The sequence below is a fragment of the Micromonospora sp. NPDC023956 genome, from assembly GCF_040639195.1.
Lineage (GTDB): Bacteria > Actinomycetota > Actinomycetes > Mycobacteriales > Micromonosporaceae > Micromonospora.
The window spans coordinates 179096-197355 of sequence record NZ_JBEZZN010000009.1; the positions used below are offsets into that span (position 1 = coordinate 179096).

Below are 18260 nucleotides of genomic sequence, written 5' to 3' on the forward strand. Positions count from 1 at the left end.
CGACGTTTGAGAAGCACGGCGATCGGTGAATCTGCCGCCATGTCTCTCACCCACAGTGCCCAGAGCACCGCCTCCCGCACGGCGAACAGCCGGTGGCTGGAAACCCTCGCCCGGATCGGCTTCATCGGTTACGGGATCGTCCACCTCCTCTTCGCCTGGTTGGCGTTGCAGATCGCCTTCGGTAAGTCCTCCGACGACGGGGACCAGTCCGGGGCCCTGCGTACCCTGGCCGCTCAGCCGATGGGCAAGTTCCTCGTCGTCGCGATCGCGGTCGGCCTGCTCGCCATGGCGATCTGGCAGGGGCTGGAAGCCGCCGTCGGGCACCGCGCCGAGCGGGGCGGCGAGCGGGTCGTCGAGCGGGCCGCCTCCGCCGGCCGTACCGTCGTCTACCTCTACTTCGCCTGGACGGCCTGGAAGGTCTTCTCCGACGCCGGCTCGAACAGCGCCGACAAGCAGGAGGCGCTCACCGGCGAGCTGATGACCTCCTCCGGCGGTCGCTGGCTGGTCGGCCTGGCCGGGCTGGGGCTCGCCGCGATCGGCGCCGGCCTGGTCGTCTACGGGCTGGTCAAGCGCTTCGAGAAGCACCTGAAGACCGGTGAGATGGACGCCCGCACCCGGAAGCTGGCCCGTCGCCTCGGCATGGCCGGCTACGTCGCCAAGGGCGCCTCGTACGCCATCGCCGGCATCCTGGTGATCGTCGCCGCGGTCAACTACGACCCGGAGAAGGCCCGCGGTCTCGACGCCGCCCTGCGGGCCCTGCGCGAGCAGTCCTACGGCACCATCCTGCTCACCCTCGTCGCGCTCGGCATCGCCGCCTTCGGCGCGTTCTGCTTCCTCCAGTCCCGCTACCGCAAGGTGTGAACCTGGTCGATCCGTCGCTTCGCGGGCAGCATGGTGCCTTCGCCAGCTGACCACCCCCGCTCGGCATGAGGGAGAGAACAAGCAGTGCACAGCTATCTCGGGACGGTCGTCGCCGCGCTCGCCGCGGCGGCGATCGCCCTTCTGGCGGTCGAGGTGACCCATCGGCTCGTCCGTCGGCTCGGTCGGACCTCGTTGCTGATGGGCGAGTTGGCCGACCACGCCCACCGGCCGTTGAAGGTCGCCACCACCGTGCTGGCCGTCCAGTTCGGTATCCGGTTCAGCACCGGTTACGCGGTCGGCGACCAGTGGCGGCAGGTGGTGCTGCACCTGCTGGTGCTCGGCGTGATCGCCAGCACCGCCTGGCTGGTGGCCGCGCTGCTGGTGGTCTGCGAGGACGTCGCGCTCGCCCGGTTCCGGATCGACGTGCCGGACAACCGGCACGCCCGCCGGGTGCGTACCCAGGTGGTGATGCTGCGCCGGCTGACCATCGCGGTGGTGGTGGTGCTCGCCGTCGGCGTGATGCTGATGACCTTTCCCAGCGTCCGGGGCATCGGCGCCGGTGTGCTGACCAGCGCCGGTGTGGTCGGCGTGGTCGCCGCCCTGGCCGCGCAGAGCCTGCTCGGCAACGTCTTCGCCGGTCTGCAACTGGCCTTCAGCGACGCGGTGCGTCTCGACGACGTGGTCGTCGTCGAGGGGGAGTGGGGCCGGATCGAGGAGTTGACCCTCAGCTACGTGGTGGTCCAGATCTGGGACGACCGGCGGCTGATCCTGCCCACGTCGTACTTCACCAGCAAGCCGTTCCAGAACTGGACCCGGACCCAGGCCGCCGTACTCGGCACCGCCGAGTTCGACCTGGACTGGGCGGTTCCGGTGCAGACCATGCGGGAGGAACTGCGCCGCCTGGTCGAGAGCACGGAACTCTGGGACGGCCGGGTCTGCGTGCTCCAGGTCACCGACGCCACCGGCGGGAACGTCCGGGTGCGTGCCCTGGTCAGCGCCGCCAACGCCGGCAATCTGTGGGACCTGCGGTGCCTGGTCCGTGAGCATCTGGTCGGCTGGGTGCGCGAGCAGCGGCCGACCGCGATGCCCCGGATGCGCACCGAGCTGGGTGACGCTACCGGCGACCTGCCCTGGCAGTGGGTACAGCCACGCCGGCCGGTCCGGCGCCGTCCGGACGGCGGCCTCCCGGACGACGCCCGCATCTTCGGCGGCAGCGACGACGGCGACGCCCGGAGCGAGGCCTTCGTCGGCCCGGACGAGCCACACGACGGGCACCACCGGGGTGGGGACGAGCCGGGCTCGGTGCGCCGCGGCGGTGCCGACCGCGACCGGGTCGACGCCGGGGGACCGGCCGACAACCACCGCTGATCCCGGCGTCCGGACGCTCGTCGGAGCCCGGTGTGCCCGGCGGACGCGCGCCGACCGCCGGCCCCGCGTCGCCCGCACGGGGCACTCCTGCACCCCACCCGTCTCTCGTCGTTCTGGTCCGCTTATGGGTTTGAGCGGGCGTTTTGTGGGGACGTGTCGCATGGCGCGGTCCGGTCCGACTGGTCGCCCCGCGCAGGATTGATCCCTGGCGAGTCAGGGCATACAGCGCGGTGATGAAGAAAGGAGGACAGCATGGCTGACATCGCGAACCCCAGTACGTCCCGGGCCCGCACCGAGCCGTCCACCGCGGAGCTGGTGCAGCGCGCCACGGAGCAGGTCTCCCGCCTCGTCCGGGACGAGCTGGCGCTGGCCCGCGCGGAACTGACCGAGAAGGGCAAGCACGCCGGCATCGGGGTCGGCCTCTTCGGAGGTGGCGGGGTGCTCGCCCTCTACGGGCTCGGCGCACTGCTCACCGCCGTCGTCCTGCTGCTGGCGCAGGCACTGCCGGCGTGGGTGGCCGCCCTGATCGTCGCCGTGGTGCTCTTCGCGATCGCGGGGATCCTCGCCCTGGTCGGCAAGAAGCAGGTCAGCCAGGCGGTCCCACCGGTCCCGGCGGCGGCGGTCCGCAGCGTCCGCGCGGACGTCGACACGGTCACCGCAGCGGTGCGAGACAGGGGGCGGTCATGACGAGCAACGGACACGGCGACCCGGAGGCCCTCCGTCAGGAGATCCGGCGGACCCGGGTGGAACTGGGCGAGACGGTGGAGGCGTTGGCCGCCAAGGTCGACGTCAAGGCGCGGCTGCGGGAGTCGGCCGAGCAGGCCCGGGAACGGATGCGGGAACAGGCCGGCCAGGCCCGGGAACGGGTGCTGGAGCAGGCCGGCCAGGCGCGGGAACGGGTGCGGGGCCAGGCGGGCCAGGCCCGGGTGCGGGTGCGGGAGCAGGCCGGGCAGGTCCGCAGCCAGGCGGCCCTGACCATGGCGAAGGTGCGTGGGCAGGCCGCCCAGACGGCCGAGACGGCGCGCGCCCAGGCGCAGGGCACGGGCACGATGGTGCGCCGCGACCCGGTGCCGTGGGCGATGGTCGCGGCCGGCGCGCTGGCGACCGTGGTGGTGTTGTTGATCGTGCGGGGGAGGCAGCGGTGAGCAGGGGTATCAACAAGGCCGCGTACAAGCCGGTGGGTGTGCTTCTCGGTCTGGCCGCCGGTGCCGTCGCCGGTGCGCTGTTCCGGCAGGTGTGGAAGATGACCGCCGGGGACGGCGACGCCCCCAGCGCCACCGACGAGGACCGGGGCTGGGGCGAGGTCCTGGCTGCCGCCGCCCTGCAGGGCGCGATCTTCTCGGCGGTCCGGGCGGCGGTCGACCGCGGTGGCGCGGTCGGCGTCCGTCGGCTGACCGGCCACTGGCCGGACTGACCAGCGTTTCCCGGCCCCCGTCCGACGTCCGGACGGGGGCCGTGACATGTCCACCCGGCCCGGTTTCCGGCGTCCTTCAGGTCACATGTAGGAGAATTTCGTCAGGTAGGCTGTGCAGAGTTTTTGCGTACGTGGTTTGCTGTTCCCCGCTGTTGCGAGACGGCGTGGGTTGAGAGAAGTCTCCTGCCAGGGGGCCGCCTCAGGCGCCGCTGCTCGAAAACGGCCAACCGGCCGCACGGCGTGCTCGGCCGCCAGTTTTAGAAGGAGATTCACATGGCGCAGGGAACCGTGAAGTGGTTCAACGCAGACAAGGGCTTCGGCTTCATCACCGTCGACGGCGGGGGTGCTGACGTGTTCGTCCACTTCTCGGCCATCCAGTCCAGCGGCTACCGCTCGCTGGAGGAGAACCAGCGGGTGGAGTTCGAGATCGCCCAGGGCCAGAAGGGCCCGCAGGCGGAGCAGGTCCGTCCCATCTGAGCAGCACCGGCCGGCCCCCGCCGGCCAGCCGGCTGATCCGCCCGCCGGGTCCGCCCCCGTGAAGCCCCGTGTCCGGTCCGGACGCGGGGCTTTCCGCATGTGCCGGCGCCCGCCAGGAGGCGTACCGCCGGGTCACCGGCCGGCGGCGCCGTGCGTCGGTGCGACCCACCGCGACGGCGTCCACCGTCCCGGTCGGACCGTCGCCCGTCCGCCGTCGCCCGTCGCCGTCCGCCGGTCGTCCGGTGGTCAGGAGCGCGGGCGTCGGGCGCGCATCCCCCTCCAGAGGGCCACGAGGCCACCCAGCACGAGCAGCGGGCCGAGCAGCGCCCAGACCCGCTGGTCGCTCAGCGCGCTGCCGCTGACGTAACCCAGCCCCTGCACCGTCCAGACCGCACCGACCACGACGGCCAACAGGCCGAGCGTGAGTGGAAGCCACCCCTTCACCGTCTCCCCTTCCTGAGATGGCACGACCGTCGTGCCATCGTGCCCGTCCCGAGGGGCGGGCTCACCGGTCGCACCCGGGGGCGGACCGCGTCGTGGCCGCCGGCCCGTCGTGCCGGCCGGAGCGCGGGCCGCTGGCGATCACGCCCGTCCCGGCGGCGACGGGTACCGTCAGGGCGTCGGACTCCGCGACCCGCCCCGGTCCGCGCTCCGCCGCCCGGAGCGACGACACCGGGCCGGTGCCCGGCCGGTCGGAGGTACGCTGCTCCATTCGGCTGAGCCTAGTGATCCGGTCACCGGGGGACGCGTGGGGTCACACCGGCCCAGCAGGACACACGTACGGTTTGGAGGTCTGCCCGTGTGGGATCCGGCCAGCTACCTGCGCTACGCCGACGAACGGTCCCGCCCCTTCCACGACCTGATGGCGCGCGTGCCGGCACGGCGGCCCCGAGCCGTGGTCGACCTGGGGTGCGGTCCCGGGCACCTCACCGCGACCCTCGCCGACCGGTGGCCGGAGAGCCGGATCCTCGGCATCGACTCGTCGCCGACGATGATCGACCGGGCCCGAGGGCGGGCCACGCCGGTCACCTTCGTCGCCGGCGACCTGCACGACTGGCGGCCCGATCCGGACGTCGACGTCCTCCTCGCCAGCGCGGTGCTCCAGTGGGTGCCCGGCCACCAGCGGCTGCTCACCCGCTGGACGCGGGAGCTGCCGCCCGGCGCCTGGCTGGCGGTGCAGGTGCCCGCCAACTACGACGCCCCCTCGCACCGCACCCTCTGGGCGGTGGCCGACCAGGGGCCGTGGCGGGCCGAGCTCCTTCCGCTGCTGCGCGAGGCGCCGGTCCGGGACGCCACCGCCTACGCCGAGCTGATGGCCGACGCCGGGTGCGCGGTGGACGCCTGGGAGACCACCTACGTGCACCTCCTGCCGGCCGCCCCGGGCGCCGACCATCCCGTCTTCACCTGGCTGGAGGGCACAGCCCTGCGCCCGGTCCGGGCGGCCCTCGACGACACCACCTGGGACCGGTTCCGGGTGGTGCTGGGCGGCCGGCTCGCCGAGCAGTACCCGGTCCGGCACGGTCAGGTGTCCTTCCCGTTCCGCCGCGTCTTCTTCGTGGCCCGTACCCCCATCCGCGCAGAGGAGAACCCGTGACCGACCTGCCCTCGTTCATCGCCGGACTGCCCAAGGTGGAACTGCACGTGCACCACGTGGGCTCCGCCTCGCCCCGGATCGTCGCCGAACTGGCCGCCCGGCACGAGGGGCGCAGCCCGGTGCCGGCCGACCCGGAGGCGCTCGCCGCCTACTTCGAGTTCCGCGACTTCGCCCACTTCATCGAGGTCTACCTCAGCGTCGTCGACCTGGTCCGGGACGACACCGACGTCTGGATCCTCACTCACGAGGTGGCCCGCGAACTGGCCCGGCAGCAGGTCCGTTACGCGGAGCTGACCATCACGCCGTACTCGCACGTCCGGCGGGGCATCGCGGCACCCGCCTTCTGCGAGGCGATCGAGGACGCCCGCAAGCGGGCCGAGGTGGACTTCGGCATCGAGCTGCGCTGGTGCTTCGACATTCCCGGGGAGGCCGGGCTGCCGGCTGCCGAGGAGACCCTGCGGATCGCTCTCGACCAGCGGCCGGACGGGCTGATCTCGTTCGGCCTGGGCGGCCCTGAGGTCGGCGTGCCCCGGCCGCAGTTCAAGCCGTACTTCGACCGGGCCCGGGCGGCGGGTCTGCGGTCCGCGCCGCACGCCGGGGAGACCACCGGCCCGCAGACCGTCTGGGACGCCCTGCGGGACCTGGGCGCGGAGCGGATCGGCCACGGCATCTCCGCCGCGCAGGACCCGGAACTCCTCGCCCACCTCGCGCAGCACCGCATCGCGCTGGAGGTCTGCCCCACCTCCAACCTGCGGACCCGCGCCGTGCCGAGTCTCGACGCGCACCCCCTCCGGCGCCTCGTCGAGGCCGGGGTGCTGGTCACCATCAACTCCGACGACCCGCCGATGTTCGGCACCACCCTCAACGACGAGTACGCCGTCGCGGCCCGGCTGCTCGGGCTGGACGCGGCAGGGGTGGCCGGGCTGGCCCGCGACGCGGTCACCGCGGCATTCCTGCCGGAGGGGGAGAAGCGGCGGCTCACCGCCGAGATCGACGCCTACCTCGCCACCGCGGTCGGCTGAGCCGTCGGTCGGGAGGGAACGCGCGGCGAGGGCCTGGTGTGGGGGACCGCACCCCCGCCGCGCGTTGGCTCCACCGGTCGATGGGAATGCTTCCCGGGGCGTGGACCGGTGGAACTGATGGGTTCGCGTCCCCGAGCCTGCCAGCCGGTGCACCGGTGTGGCGCTCCGTTAAGCCGGATCTAAGGAAGACCTGAGCCGGCCGAAAGCGAATCTTCCCCGCGCCGCCGGACCGTCGACGATCTCAGCCGTCCGACGGTCGGGAACGGGGCCACCGGCGACCCCCGCCGGGCTCCCGTTCCCGGGCCAGCCGGCCGACCAGCCCGAACCGGTTGACCGGTCGGGGCGTCGCCTCCGGGTCGGCCAGCAGCATCACCACGCTGGCCCCGCCCAGCCGGGCCCGGTCGATGCTCACCGAGCCGTTGGCCTGCAACGCGACCCGCCGGGCGATGTCCAGCCCGAGACCGGTCGAGCCCTGGTCGCTGGTGCCCCGGCGCAGGGCCCGGTCGGGGTCGGCGATGCCCGGTCCGGCGTCGTCGATGCGCAGCGCCACGTAGCCGTCCCGGCGGGAGAGCGCCACCTCGAACGCGGTGCCCTGCGGGGTGTAGCGGAAGACGTTGCCGATCACCGCGTCGAGCGCGGCGGCCAGTTCCGCCCGGGGCACCGGTGCCGGGATGCGCACCTGTGCCCCGGCCACCCGGTGCGGGCGGTTCTGGTCCCCGGCCAGCGCCGACCAGAACACCATCCGGTCCCGGACCACCTCGCTGACGTCGCACATCGCCGGGGCGGGCTCCTGGGCGACCGCCTTGCGGGTGGTCTTGATCAACACGTCCACCTCACCCTCGAGGGTGACGATGGCCTGCCGGATCCGTCGGATGCTCCGCCGCCGGTCCAGTTCGTCCTCGCTGAACGTGCCGACGCTGGTGTCGTCGGAGTCCAGCGCCTCGGCGTCCAGCCGGAGGACGGTCAGCGGGGTCCGTAGCCGGTGCGACAGGTCGGCCACCAGTTCCCGCTCGTCGGTGCGGGCGGCGACCAGCCGGTCGGCCATCCGGTTGAAGGCGTAGCCCGCCTCGGCCAGCTCGCGCGGACCGCTGGGCTCGACCCGGAACGCCAGGTCGCCCTCGCCGATCGCACCGGCGGCCCGGACCAGGCCCCGGGCCGCGTCGGCGGTGCGGACGGCGATCCGGTCACCCACGACGACGGCGGCGCCTACCAGGGCCAGGGCCACCCCGCCGAGCAGCAGCCAGGTACGGGTGCCGCCGCCGGAGGTCGCCGACGACGGCACGAAGACCTCGACCACCGCGACCTGGTCGCCGAGGACCACCGGGTCCAGCCGGACCAGCCCGCCGGGCACGTCGACGACGACCGAGTGCCGTTCCAGGCCGGCCCGCGCCACGTCCGCCTGGTCGGCCCTCCCGCCGGGATCCCCGCCGAGTCCGTGGACGACGGGCCGGGTGGCCGGGTCGCCCCCGGTCGCCTCCACCGCGCGGGCGACGTCCTCGGCCCTGGTGCTGACCGCGAGGGTCCCGGTGACCAGGGCGGCGCGTCGGGCGCCGTCGGCCAGCGCCTCCTCCCGGGCCCGGTCCTGCATCGTCGTGCCGAGCGGGATCAGGAACGCCAGCGCCACCAGGGTGCCCATCCCGGCCACCAGGGACGCCAGCGCCACCCTCAGTCCGGTGCCACCAGCCGGAAGCCCACCCCCCGCACGGTGCGCAGGTAGCGCGGCTTCGCCGCGGACTCGCCCATCTTTCGGCGCAGCCAATACAGGTGAACGTCGATGGTCTGGTCCTCGCCGACCGACGGCTGACGCCATACTTCCTCCAGGAGTTCCCGGCGGGACACTACCCGTCCGGGACGTGCCGCCAGATAGGCCAGCAGGTCGAACTCCTTACGGGTGAGCGCCAGCGGCTCCCCGTCGAGGTGGGCGCTGCGCTCGCCCACGTCCACCCGGAGCCCGCCGACGGTGTGCACCACCGGCTGGATGCTGCGGCTGGCCCGCCCGGCGCGGCGGAGCACCGTGGTGATCCGGGCGTCCAGGTGCGCGCCGGTGAAGGGCTTGACCATGTAGTCGTCCGCGCCCGCGCGCAGCAGCCGGACCACCGACTGCTCGTCGTCGCGGGCGGTGGCGATGATGATCGGGATGTCGGTGATCCCGCGCAGCATCCGCAGCGCGTCCGAGCCGTCGAGATCGGGCAGACCCAGGTCGAGCACGACCAGATCCGGTGTCTCGGCGGCGACCCGGCGCAGCGCCTCCAGCGCCGTGCCGACCGCGTGCACGGCGTGCCCCCGGTCGGACAGGGAGCGCAGCATCGCGCCGCGGACGACGTGGTCATCTTCGACCAGGAGCACGGTGGCCACGCACAGACGGTACTGCCCTTGGCAAGCGGGTCGCGTTGCGGCATACCCGCAGGCCGGGCAAGCTGGTCCAGCGATGTCCTTCACGATCTTCATCGACACCCGGCTCGCGCTCGCCCGGGACGGCCTCGCGGGGCTCTCCGTCAGCGGTCGGTGACGGGCTCCCCTCCTTTCCCGGCGGCGGTGGGGGGCGGGGCGACCGATAACATCGGCGCAGGGTCGTACCTCGGCCCTTTTCCGTGACCTTCTGGAGGAGCCATCGTGTCCGCACCCCGTACCCCCGCAGTGGCCGACCCCGTCGTCGTCGCCGCCGGGACGACGGCGGCCGACGCGGTGGCGGCGGCCGGGCTGCCCGCGGCCGGCCCCAAGGCGATCGTGGTGGTCCGCGACCCGCAGGGCCAACTGCGCGACCTGGACTGGTCGCCGGAGGCCGACACCGAGGTCGAGCCGGTGAGCCTGGACTCCCCGGACGGGCTGAACGTGCTGCGGCACTCGACCGCGCACGTGCTCGCCCAGGCCGTGCAGGACGTCTTCCCCGAGGCGAAGCTCGGCATCGGGCCGCCGATCGAGAACGGCTTCTACTACGACTTCGACGTCGACAAGCCGTTCCAGCCGGACGACCTGGCGAAGCTCGAGAAGCGGATGCAGGAGATCGTCAAGTCCGGGCAGCGCTTCCGGCGGCGGCGCTTCGGCAGCCTCGACGAGGCGAAGGCGGAGCTGGCCGACGAGCCGTACAAGCGCGAACTGATCGACGTCAAGGGCGAGGGGCTGGACTCCTCCGAGGTGATGGAGGTCGGCGGCGGCGAGCTGACCATCTACGACAACCTCGCCGCCAAGGAGGAGAAGGTCTGCTGGTCGGACCTGTGCCGGGGCCCGCACCTGCCGAACACCCGCCTGATCGGGGCGTTCAAGCTGATGCGCTCGGCCGCCGCGTACTGGCGGGGTTCGGAGAAGAACCCGCAGCTCCAGCGGGTGTACGGCACCGCCTGGCCGACCCGGGACGAGTTGAAGGCGTACCTCAAGCTGCTGGAGGAGGCCGCCCGGCGCGACCACCGCAAGCTCGGCGCGGACCTCGACCTGTTCAGCTTCCCCGACGAGATCGGCTCCGGCCTGGCGGTCTTCCATCCCAAGGGCGGCATCATCCGCCGGGAGCTGGAGAACTACTCCCGGATCAAGCACGAGCAGGCCGGGTACGAGTTCGTCAACACCCCGCACATCACCAAGGCGCAGCTCTTCCAGACCTCCGGCCACCTGCCCTACTACGCGGACACCATGTTCCCGCCCATGCAGCTGGAGGGCGCGGAGTACTACCTCAAGGCGATGAACTGCCCGATGCACAACCTGATCTTCAGGGCGCGCGGGCGGTCGTACCGGGAACTGCCGCTGCGGTTCTTCGAGTTCGGCACCGTCTACCGGTACGAGAAGTCCGGCGTGGTGCACGGCCTGACCCGGGTCCGGGGGCTCACCCAGGACGACTCGCACATCTACTGCACCCGGGAGCAGATGCCCGGCGAGCTGACCACCCTGCTGGCCTTCGTGCTCGACCTGCTGCGCGACTACGGTCTGGACGACTTCTACCTGGAGCTGTCGACCCGGGACGACTCGCCGAAGTTCATCGGCGAGGACGCCGACTGGGCGGAGGCGACCGAGGCGCTGCGCACCGCCGCCACCGCCTCCGGGCTGGAACTCGTCCCCGATCCGGGCGGCGCGGCCTTCTACGGCCCGAAGATCAGCGTGCAGGCCCGGGACGCGATCGGCCGGACCTGGCAGATGTCCACCATCCAGGTGGACTTCAACCAGCCGGCCCGGTTCGGGCTGGAGTACCAGGCCGCCGACGGCACCCGCAAGCAGCCGGTCATGATCCACCGGGCGCTCTTCGGGTCGATCGAGCGGTTCTTCGGGGTGCTCACCGAGCACTACGCGGGCGCCTTCCCGGCCTGGCTGGCCCCGGTGCAGGTGGTCGGCATCCCGATCCGCGAGGAGCACACCGACTACCTGCGGCGGTTCGTCGACACGCTGCGTGGCGAGGGGATCCGCGCCCAGGTGGACGCGGGCGACGACCGGATGCAGAAGAAGATCCGGACCGCCCAGCAGCAGAAGATCCCGTTCATGGTGATCGTCGGGGACGACGACGTGGCCGCCGGCACCGTCTCGTTCCGCTATCGGGACGGTTCGCAGCGCAACGGGGTACCGGTCGACGAGGCGGTGGCGCACGTGGCCGAGGTGGTCCGCTCGCGCACCAACGCCGGCCCGTCGGCCGCCTGACCCGGAACACACGGAGGCCCCCGCCGCCGGCGGGGGCCTCCGTCACGGGTGGCGGGCGTCAGATTCCGCAGGTCGGGGCGGACCAGGACTGGCCCGGCGTGTTGCCCACGTGGGTGTGGTCGTTGTGGCCCGGGTAGCCGGGGCCGAGGATGTTGGAGAAGCCGTGGTTACGGGCCTGCTGGGCGAGCCGGCAGAACGACGGCGAGCCGGTCAGGTCCACGCCGTCGCCGTAGAGGTGCCGGCTGTTGGACGCCCCGCCGACCGCGCTGTTGCAGGAGTAGCTACGGAACCCGCTGCTGATGTAGATCGGCACGCTGCCGAGGGCGCGCCGCATGGCCTGGAGCTTCCACATCGAGACCAGCGCGTTGAACTTTGCGGTGCTCGCGGAGACCGCGCCGCCCGACCAGTCGCCGTTGCAGCGGTTCCACTCGGCGTAGGTGAAGTTGACCGGGGTGCAGTCGTTGTCCTGGAGTTCGTAGAGCTTGGCCTGGGTCGCCGGGCCGGCGATGCCGTCGGCGGCCAGTCCGTACGCCTGCTGGAAGCGGATGACCGCGGACCGGGTCGCCGGGCCGAACGCGCCGTCGATGGCGATCCGCGCGCCGTAGCCGGGGTAGCCGGAGACGCGGATCTGGAGCTGGCGGACGTCCTCACCGCTCATGCCGGAGGAGAGGGCGCGGCCCCAGGTGTAGCAGCCGTCGGCCTGGGCCGGGCTGCTCGCCACGGTCACGCCGACCAGGCTGGCGACGGCGGCGAGGGCGCAGGCCGTCAGGGCGCGCCCCAGGCGGCGGAGAACGGTGGTACGTCGGTTCACGACACACACTCCCATCGACGATCATCACAATAGACCGGGATGGAAGTTTCATTGACCGTGGCGCGGGCGTCAATATCCTTCACACATTCTTAATCTGGGGCGAGGTGGAGTTGGGGGCATAGATAGCCATATGTCGTTGTGGCGCCCCGCTCCGGGGACGCCCGACCGGGGTGCCCGGACCCGCCGGGACGGGAACGTAGGATCGAGGCGTGACAGGGGCGGAACGGCACACGGACAGCGGTATGGCCGACGGCCTGGAGCGGCTCTGGACCCCGCACCGGATGACCTACGTCGCCGGCGAGGACCGGCCCGAGGGCGGGTACGAGAAACCCGCCGGCTGCCCGTTCTGCCGGGCCCCGGGGCTGGCCCTGCGGGAGAGCCTGGTGGTGGCCCGGGGCGCACACGTCTTCGCGGTGCTCAATCTCTACCCGTACAACCCGGGGCACCTGCTGGTCTGCCCGTACCGGCACGTCGCCGACTACACCGACCTCGACCTGGCCGAGACCACCGAGCTGGCCGCCTTCACCCAGACCGCGATGCGGGTGATACGTCAGGTCAGCAACGCCCACGGTTTCAACCTCGGCATGAACCAGGGCGGGGTGGCCGGGGCCGGCATCGCCGCGCACCTGCACCAGCACGTGGTGCCCCGCTGGGGTGGGGACGCCAACTTCATGCCGGTGATCGGGCAGACGAAGGTCCTGCCCCAGTTGCTCACCGACACTCGGGACCTGCTCGTCAAGGCCTGGCCACCCGCCTGAGCGGCGTCCGCTCTGTCGTATGTGTCCTGTCTTCGGGGTGCGCCGACCCGCCCCGCGCCACCCGCCCGGGTGACAGGATCGACCGGTGGCAGTGACGACGCGGCGACTGGGCCGCAGCGGTATCGAGGTCTCCGCCCTCGGCATGGGGTGCTGGGCGATCGGCGGGCCCTGGGCCGAGGGGAACCGGCCCCTGGGCTGGGGACCGGTCGACGACGCCGAATCCGTCCGGGCGGTCCGTCGCGCCCTCGACCTCGGGATCACCCTCTTCGACACCGCCGACACGTACGGCGCCGGGCACGGCGAGCGGATCCTCGGCCGGGCGCTGGCCGGACGGCGCGACGAGGCGCTCGTCGCCACCAAGTGGGGCTGGACCTTCGACGGGACCACCCGGCAGGCCACCGGCCGGGACGCCTCCCCGGCGTACCTGCGCCGGGCGGTGGTGGACTCGCTGCGCCGGCTCGGCACCGACCGGATCGACCTCTACCAGCTGCACCTCGCCGACCTGCCGGTCCCGCGCGCCGAGGCGCTGGTCGGCACGCTGGAGGACCTGGTCGCCGAGGGGCTGGTCCGGGCGTACGGGTGGAGCACCGACTGTGCCGACCGGGCCGCCGCGTACGCCCGGACCGGCACCCACCACACCGCCGTGCAGCACAACCTCTCGGTGCTGCGCGACGCCCCGGTCATGCTCGCCGTCTGCGACAAGTACGACCTGGCCGCGATCTGCCGGGGCCCGCTCGGCATGGGCCTGCTGACCGGCAAGTACACCGCCGGCTCCACCCTGCCGCCCGACGACGTCCGGGGCGTCACCTCCGGCTGGCTGGACTGGTTCCGGGGCGGGCGTCCGGCGCCGGAATGGCTGCGCCGGGTCGCCGCGGTCCGGGCCGCCCTCACCGCCGACGGCCGTACCCCGGCCCAGGGGGCGCTGGGCTGGATCTGGGCCCGCAGCGGACGGACCGTGCCCATCCCCGGCTGCCGGACGGTGGCCCAGGTGGAGGAGAACGCCGGCGCGCTGCACCGGGGGCCACTGCCGCCGGACCAGTTCGCCGAGGTGGAACGGCAGCTCGCCGCCCTGCGCAGCGCCGCCCTGCGGGACGCCGACCGACCGTACTGGCCGGCGCCCACCCTGCCCGGGTTCCGGCCCTGACCCCGGGGGCGCCAGGGCGGGCGCCCGGCCCCCGACGCCCCGCCGGGGCCGTGCCCGCCGCCCGGCGCGGTCAGGGTGCCTGCGCGGCGCGCACCTCGTCGGCCAGGTGGGCGGGGAGCTGCTCGTAGCGGGCGAAGGAGCGCCGGAACGTACCGGTGCCGGAGGTCGTCGCGCGCAGCTCCACCGCGTACCGCAGCAACTCGGTGGCGGGCACCTCGGCGCGGACCAGCGTGCGGTCCACGCCGGAGTCGTCCGGTGCGGTGCCGAGCACCCGGCCCCGCCGGCCGGAGAGGTCGCCCAGCACCGCGCCGACGTGCCGGTCCGGGATCCGGACCACCACCTCGTCCACCGGCTCCAGCAGCACCACCTCACCCCGTCCGGCGGCGTCGCGCAGGGCGAGCGCCCCGGCGGTCTGGAACGCCGCGTCGGAGGAGTCGACGCTGTGCGCCTTGCCGTCCACCAGCGTCACCCGCAGGTCGACCACCGGCTTCCCGGCGACCAGGCCCCGCTCCAGCTGGGCCCGGACGCCCTTCTCCACCGAGGGGACGTAGGTGTGCGGCACCGCGCCGCCGACGACCCGGTCGACGAACTCGAACCCCGCCCCCCGGGGCAGCGGCTCGACCTCGATGTCGCAGACGGCGTACTGGCCGTGCCCGCCGGACTGCTTGACGTGCCGGCCGTGTCCGGTGGCGGCGGCGGCGAACGTCTCCCGCAGCGGTACCCGCACCGGCTCGGTCGCCAGGTCCACACCACCGGCGCGCAGCCGGTCCAGCACCACGTCGGCGTGCGCCTCGCCCATGCACCAGAGCACCAGCTGGTGAGTCTCCGGGTTGCGCTCCAGCCGCAGGGTGGGATCCCCGGCCACCAGCCGGGTCAGGTTCCGCGCCAGCGCGTCCTCGTCGGCCCGGCTGTGCGCCACCACCGCCACCGGCAACAGCGGCTCGGGCATCTCCCACGGGGCGACCAGCAGCGGGTCGCCCTTGGCGGAGATGGTGTCGCCGGTCTCCGCGCTGCCCGACTTGGTGATCGCGCAGAGATCACCGGCCACGCAGTACGGCACCTCGCGCAGCGCCGCGCCGAGCGGACTGTAGACGTGCCCGACCCGCTCGTCGGCGTCGTGGTCCGGGTGCCCCCGGTCGGCCAGGCCGTGCCCGGAGACGTGCACGGTCTGCTCCGGCCGCAGGGTGCCGGAGAAGACCCGGACCAGGCTGATCCGGCCGACGTGCCGGTCGACGGTGGTCCGGACCACCTCGGCGACCAGTGGTCCGTCCGGGTCGCAGGTCAGCGGGGGGCGGGGTGAGCCGTCCACCCCGGTCACCGCCGGCAGGGTGTGCTCCGGGGGCGACGGGAAGGCCGCCGTCAGCACCTCCAGCAGGACGTCGAGACCCACCCCGGTCTGCGCGCAGACCGGTACCACCGGGTGGAAGTGCCCCCGGGCGACGGCCTTCTCCAGATCCTTGACGAGGAGGTCGGTGTCGATCTCCTCGCCGTCGAGGTAGCGGTCCATCAGGGTCTCGTCCTCGCTCTCGGCGATGACCCCCTCGATCAGCTCGTCGCGGGCCTCGACGATGGCCGGCAGGTGCTCCGGGTCGGGCTGGCGGATGGCGGCCGGCAGCCCGGCGGTGTAGTCGAAGACCCGACGGGTGATCAGCCCCATCAGGCCGACCACCGAGGTCCCGTCGTCGCCCAGCATCGGCAGGTAGAGCGGGAGCACGTTGTCGCCGAAGACCCGCTGGGACAGGGCCACCGCCTCGTCGAAGTCGGCGCGCGGGTGGTCCAGCCGGGAGACGGCCACCGCCCGGGGCATGTCGACGGCGGCGCACTCCTCCCAGAGTTCGGCGGTGGCCGCGTCCATGCCGTCGACGGCGGAGACCACGAACAGCGCGGCGTCGGCGGCGCGCAACCCGGCGCGCAGTTCTCCCACGAAGTCGGCGTAGCCGGGGGTGTCCAGAAGGTTGACCTTGACGTCGTTGTGCCACAGCGGCGCGCAGGCCAGACTCACCGAGCGCTGCTGGCGTACCGCGGCGGGGTCGTGGTCGCAGACCGTGGTGCCGTCACCGACCGTGCCCGGCCGGGTGACCGCGCCGCTGGCCGCGAGCAGCCCCTCGACCAGGGTCGTCTTGCCGGCCCCGGAGTGGCCCACCAGCACCACGTTGCGGATCCGACGCGGCTCCTCGGCCACCGGCACGCCGCCGGTGGTACCCCTGTCGTGACTCCTCTGCGCCATGGGCGCACCTCCCTCAGCCGGTGGTGTGGTGGCGACCGCCGCGTGACGGGGGAAGCGGCCCGGGCGTGCGCGGCGATATCCTCCGGTGAACTGCTGGCTACCGGGAACGTGACGGGCGGGTGGGTGAGCTGGCTCACGTCCCTGCCCCGATCTCACACCCGTTTGCCGATCCGACACAACCCCGCCGGCGGGTCGGTACGACCGGCCGTACCGCCCGTGACGGCGGACCGTTATCGTGGGACCGCCATGGCGAAGATCTTCCAAGTGTCGGCCCGAGCGGGGATGACCCGTGTCGTGGAGCCGATCGCACGTGCCCTGCTCCGCGCGGGCGTCACCCCCAACACGGTCACCGTCGCGGGCACCGTCGGGGTGCTCGTCGGCGCGCTCGGCTTCGGCGCGCGCGGGCACCTGGTCGCCGGTGCCCTGATCGTCACCGTCTTCGCGCTGACCGACCTGCTCGACGGCACGATGGCCCGGATGAGCGGCGGCTCCACCCGGTTCGGCGCGTTCCTCGACTCCAGCATGGACCGGGTCGCCGACAGCGCGGTCTTCGGCGCGGTGGCCTACTACCTGGCCGACCAGGGCGACCGGGGCGGGGTGGCCGCCGCGCTGGTCTGCCTGGCCGCCGGGGGTCTGGTCTCCTACGTCAAGGCGCGGGCCGAGGGGCTCGGCATGACCTGCAACGTGGGCATCGCCGAGCGCACCGAGCGGCTGCTCATCGTCGGCGTCGGCGGGCTGCTCACCGGAATGGGGATCGAGCCGGCCCTGGTCGTGGCGCTCTGGCTGCTGGCCGCCGTGTCGGTCTTCACCGTCGGCCAGCGGATGACCCACGTGTACCGGCAGGCCCAGCGGGCCCGGGCGGACGTGCCGGGGTGACCGGCCCGACCGGCGTGCTCCGCCGTCGTGGCCGGGTCGCGTCCGCCGTCGTGGCGGAGGCGACGGGCCGGGTGGTGGTCGCCGGTGCCCGGTTCCCGGCCGACGACGGGGGAGAACCGGGGTGAACCTCGCCGAGCTGGGCTACGTCGCGGGCTGGCGGCTGGTCCGTGCCCTCCCCGGGCCGGTCGCCGCAGCGATCTTCCGTGCCGGCGCGGACCGGGCCCACCGCGCCGGCGGCGCGGGCACCGCCCGACTCGCGGCGAACCTGCGCCGGGTGGTCGGCCCGGACCTGCCCGAGGCGGAACTGGCCGAGCTGGTCCGCCGGGGGCTGCGCTCCTACGCCCGGTACTGGCTGGAGGCGTTCCGGCTGCCCTCCCGCAGCCGTGCGCAGATCATCGCCGGGTTCCGGCTGACCCACGGCCACGACCTGCTCGCCGCCGACGTGGCCGCCGGGCGGGGCGCGGTGGTGGCACTGCCGCACGCCGGCAACTGGGACGCCGCCGGAGCCTGGGTCGCCGCCCAGGGCTGGCCGATCACCACGGTCGCCGAGCGGCTCCGGCCCGAGGCGGTCTACGAGCGCTTTCTCGCCTTCCGCCGGGGCCTCGGCATGGAGATCCTGCCCACCCACGGAGGCGAGCGTCCCCCCTTCGAGATCCTGGTCGACCGGCTGGCCGCCGGGCACGTGGTGCCGCTGCTGGCCGACCGGGACCTCTCCGCCCGGGGGGTGGAGGTCACCTTCTTCGGTGGGCGGACCCGGATGCCGGCCGGCCCGGCCCTGCTCGCCCTGCGGACCGGCGCGCCCCTCTACGTCGCCACGATGTGGTACGAGCCGGATGCGCCGTGCGCGTCCATCGTCGGGCCGTTGGAGCTGCCCGACCCGGACAGCGGCCCGCTCGACCAGCGGGCCCGGCTGCTGACCCAGCGGATTGCCGACGGTCTGGCGGCGGGCATCGCCCGTCATCCGGAAGACTGGCACATGTTGCAGCGGATGTGGCTGGACCAGGACGGCCCGGGGAACCCGTCGCCACGGCCCCGGCGGGAGAGCCGGCCACCGGCGACCTCCGGGCCGGTCTGACGGCACGCCGCGAGAG

General features: G+C 73.5%; 19 protein-coding genes and 1 pseudogene. 14 read left to right on the forward strand and 6 right to left on the reverse strand.

What is annotated here, in order from left to right; translation table 11 throughout:
• The first annotated feature begins 39 nt into the window (after window positions 1–39).
• From AB0F58_RS19205 to AB0F58_RS19230, 6 genes and pseudogenes are all read left to right on the forward strand, one after another.
• Window positions 40–861: a DUF1206 domain-containing protein gene (locus AB0F58_RS19205; RefSeq protein WP_357144280.1), complete on the forward strand. Its 822-nt coding sequence runs from the start codon at window positions 40–42 to the stop codon at window positions 859–861.
• 84 nt (window positions 862–945) lie between these two features.
• Window positions 946–2130: pseudogene (locus AB0F58_RS19210) on the forward strand (mechanosensitive ion channel domain-containing protein); the annotation flags it as partial.
• 351 nt (window positions 2131–2481) lie between these two features.
• Window positions 2482–2916: a phage holin family protein gene (locus tag AB0F58_RS19215; RefSeq protein WP_357144283.1), complete on the forward strand. Its 435-nt coding sequence runs from the start codon at window positions 2482–2484 to the stop codon at window positions 2914–2916.
• A complete protein-coding gene (locus AB0F58_RS19220; protein ID WP_357144286.1) occupies window positions 2913–3374 on the forward strand; it encodes a DUF3618 domain-containing protein in 462 nt (153 codons plus the stop codon). The genes AB0F58_RS19215 and AB0F58_RS19220 overlap by 4 nt, the downstream gene beginning before the upstream one ends.
• Window positions 3371–3643, forward strand: a complete 273-nt coding sequence (locus AB0F58_RS19225; protein ID WP_357144289.1) for a DUF4235 domain-containing protein — start codon at window positions 3371–3373, stop codon at window positions 3641–3643. Before AB0F58_RS19220 ends, AB0F58_RS19225 begins: the two co-directional genes overlap by 4 nt.
• A 273-nt stretch (window positions 3644–3916) precedes the next feature.
• Window positions 3917–4120, forward strand: coding sequence for a cold-shock protein (locus tag AB0F58_RS19230; protein ID WP_088962828.1), 204 nt, complete (start codon window positions 3917–3919; stop codon window positions 4118–4120).
• Window positions 4121–4366: 246 nt separating this feature from the next.
• Here the strand turns inward: AB0F58_RS19230 and AB0F58_RS19235 are convergent, their stop codons facing one another.
• The gene (locus AB0F58_RS19235; protein WP_357144292.1) at window positions 4367–4564 is read right to left on the reverse strand and encodes a hypothetical protein; all 198 of its coding nucleotides are present in this window, start codon (window positions 4562–4564) and stop codon (window positions 4367–4369) included.
• Window positions 4565–4625: 61 nt separating this feature from the next.
• Window positions 4626–4832, reverse strand: coding sequence for a hypothetical protein (locus AB0F58_RS19240; RefSeq protein ID WP_357144295.1), 207 nt, complete (start codon window positions 4830–4832; stop codon window positions 4626–4628).
• Window positions 4833–4919: 87 nt separating this feature from the next.
• On the opposite strand from AB0F58_RS19240, the gene AB0F58_RS19245 reads away from it, so the two are divergent.
• Together AB0F58_RS19245 and AB0F58_RS19250 are read left to right on the forward strand one after the other, a co-directional pair.
• A complete protein-coding gene (locus tag AB0F58_RS19245; protein WP_357144298.1) occupies window positions 4920–5714 on the forward strand; it encodes a trans-aconitate 2-methyltransferase in 795 nt (264 codons plus the stop codon).
• On the forward strand, window positions 5711–6736 hold the full coding sequence (locus AB0F58_RS19250) for an adenosine deaminase (protein ID WP_357144301.1): 1026 nt from the start codon (window positions 5711–5713) through the stop codon (window positions 6734–6736). Before AB0F58_RS19245 ends, AB0F58_RS19250 begins: the two co-directional genes overlap by 4 nt.
• A 241-nt stretch (window positions 6737–6977) precedes the next feature.
• Here AB0F58_RS19250 and AB0F58_RS19255 read toward each other — a convergent pair whose 3' ends face one another.
• Window positions 6978–8381, reverse strand: coding sequence for a HAMP domain-containing sensor histidine kinase (locus AB0F58_RS19255; protein WP_357144546.1), 1404 nt, complete (start codon window positions 8379–8381; stop codon window positions 6978–6980).
• A gap of 20 nt (window positions 8382–8401) precedes the next feature.
• A complete protein-coding gene (locus tag AB0F58_RS19260) occupies window positions 8402–9091 on the reverse strand; it encodes a response regulator transcription factor (RefSeq protein WP_091462808.1) in 690 nt (229 codons plus the stop codon).
• 258 nt (window positions 9092–9349) lie between these two features.
• Here AB0F58_RS19260 and thrS point away from each other — a divergent pair, with 258 nt between their 5' ends.
• Window positions 9350–11353 carry a threonine--tRNA ligase gene (gene thrS / locus AB0F58_RS19265; RefSeq protein ID WP_357144305.1) on the forward strand — a complete coding sequence of 668 codons (2004 nt, stop codon included), beginning with the start codon at window positions 9350–9352 and terminating at the stop codon, window positions 11351–11353.
• 58 nt (window positions 11354–11411) lie between these two features.
• Here the strand turns inward: thrS and AB0F58_RS19270 are convergent, their stop codons facing one another.
• A complete protein-coding gene (locus AB0F58_RS19270) occupies window positions 11412–12164 on the reverse strand; it encodes a D-Ala-D-Ala carboxypeptidase family metallohydrolase (RefSeq protein ID WP_357144307.1) in 753 nt (250 codons plus the stop codon).
• 242 nt (window positions 12165–12406) lie between these two features.
• Between AB0F58_RS19270 and AB0F58_RS19275 the strand changes: the two genes are divergently transcribed.
• Both AB0F58_RS19275 and AB0F58_RS19280 read left to right on the forward strand, forming a co-directional pair.
• Window positions 12407–12922, forward strand: a complete 516-nt coding sequence (locus tag AB0F58_RS19275; protein ID WP_357144549.1) for an HIT domain-containing protein — start codon at window positions 12407–12409, stop codon at window positions 12920–12922.
• 85 nt (window positions 12923–13007) lie between these two features.
• The gene (locus AB0F58_RS19280; RefSeq protein ID WP_357144310.1) at window positions 13008–14066 is read left to right on the forward strand and encodes an aldo/keto reductase; all 1059 of its coding nucleotides are present in this window, start codon (window positions 13008–13010) and stop codon (window positions 14064–14066) included.
• Window positions 14067–14136: 70 nt separating this feature from the next.
• On the opposite strand, the gene AB0F58_RS19285 is transcribed toward AB0F58_RS19280, so the two are convergent.
• Entirely contained in the window at window positions 14137–16293 is a 2157-nt protein-coding gene (locus tag AB0F58_RS19285) for an elongation factor G-like protein EF-G2 (RefSeq protein WP_357144313.1), read from the reverse strand.
• Window positions 16294–16539: 246 nt separating this feature from the next.
• On the opposite strand from AB0F58_RS19285, the gene pgsA reads away from it, so the two are divergent.
• From pgsA to AB0F58_RS19300, 3 genes are read left to right on the forward strand one after another with little or no spacing between them, the layout of a single operon-like run.
• Window positions 16540–17169: a phosphatidylinositol phosphate synthase gene (gene pgsA / locus AB0F58_RS19290; RefSeq protein WP_357144316.1), complete on the forward strand. Its 630-nt coding sequence runs from the start codon at window positions 16540–16542 to the stop codon at window positions 17167–17169.
• Window positions 17166–17294 carry a hypothetical protein gene (locus AB0F58_RS19295; protein WP_357144319.1) on the forward strand — a complete coding sequence of 43 codons (129 nt, stop codon included), beginning with the start codon at window positions 17166–17168 and terminating at the stop codon, window positions 17292–17294. Before pgsA ends, AB0F58_RS19295 begins: the two co-directional genes overlap by 4 nt.
• On the forward strand, window positions 17291–18244 hold the full coding sequence (locus AB0F58_RS19300; RefSeq protein ID WP_357144322.1) for a phosphatidylinositol mannoside acyltransferase: 954 nt from the start codon (window positions 17291–17293) through the stop codon (window positions 18242–18244). Before AB0F58_RS19295 ends, AB0F58_RS19300 begins: the two co-directional genes overlap by 4 nt.
• The last annotated feature ends 16 nt before the right edge of the window (window positions 18245–18260 follow it).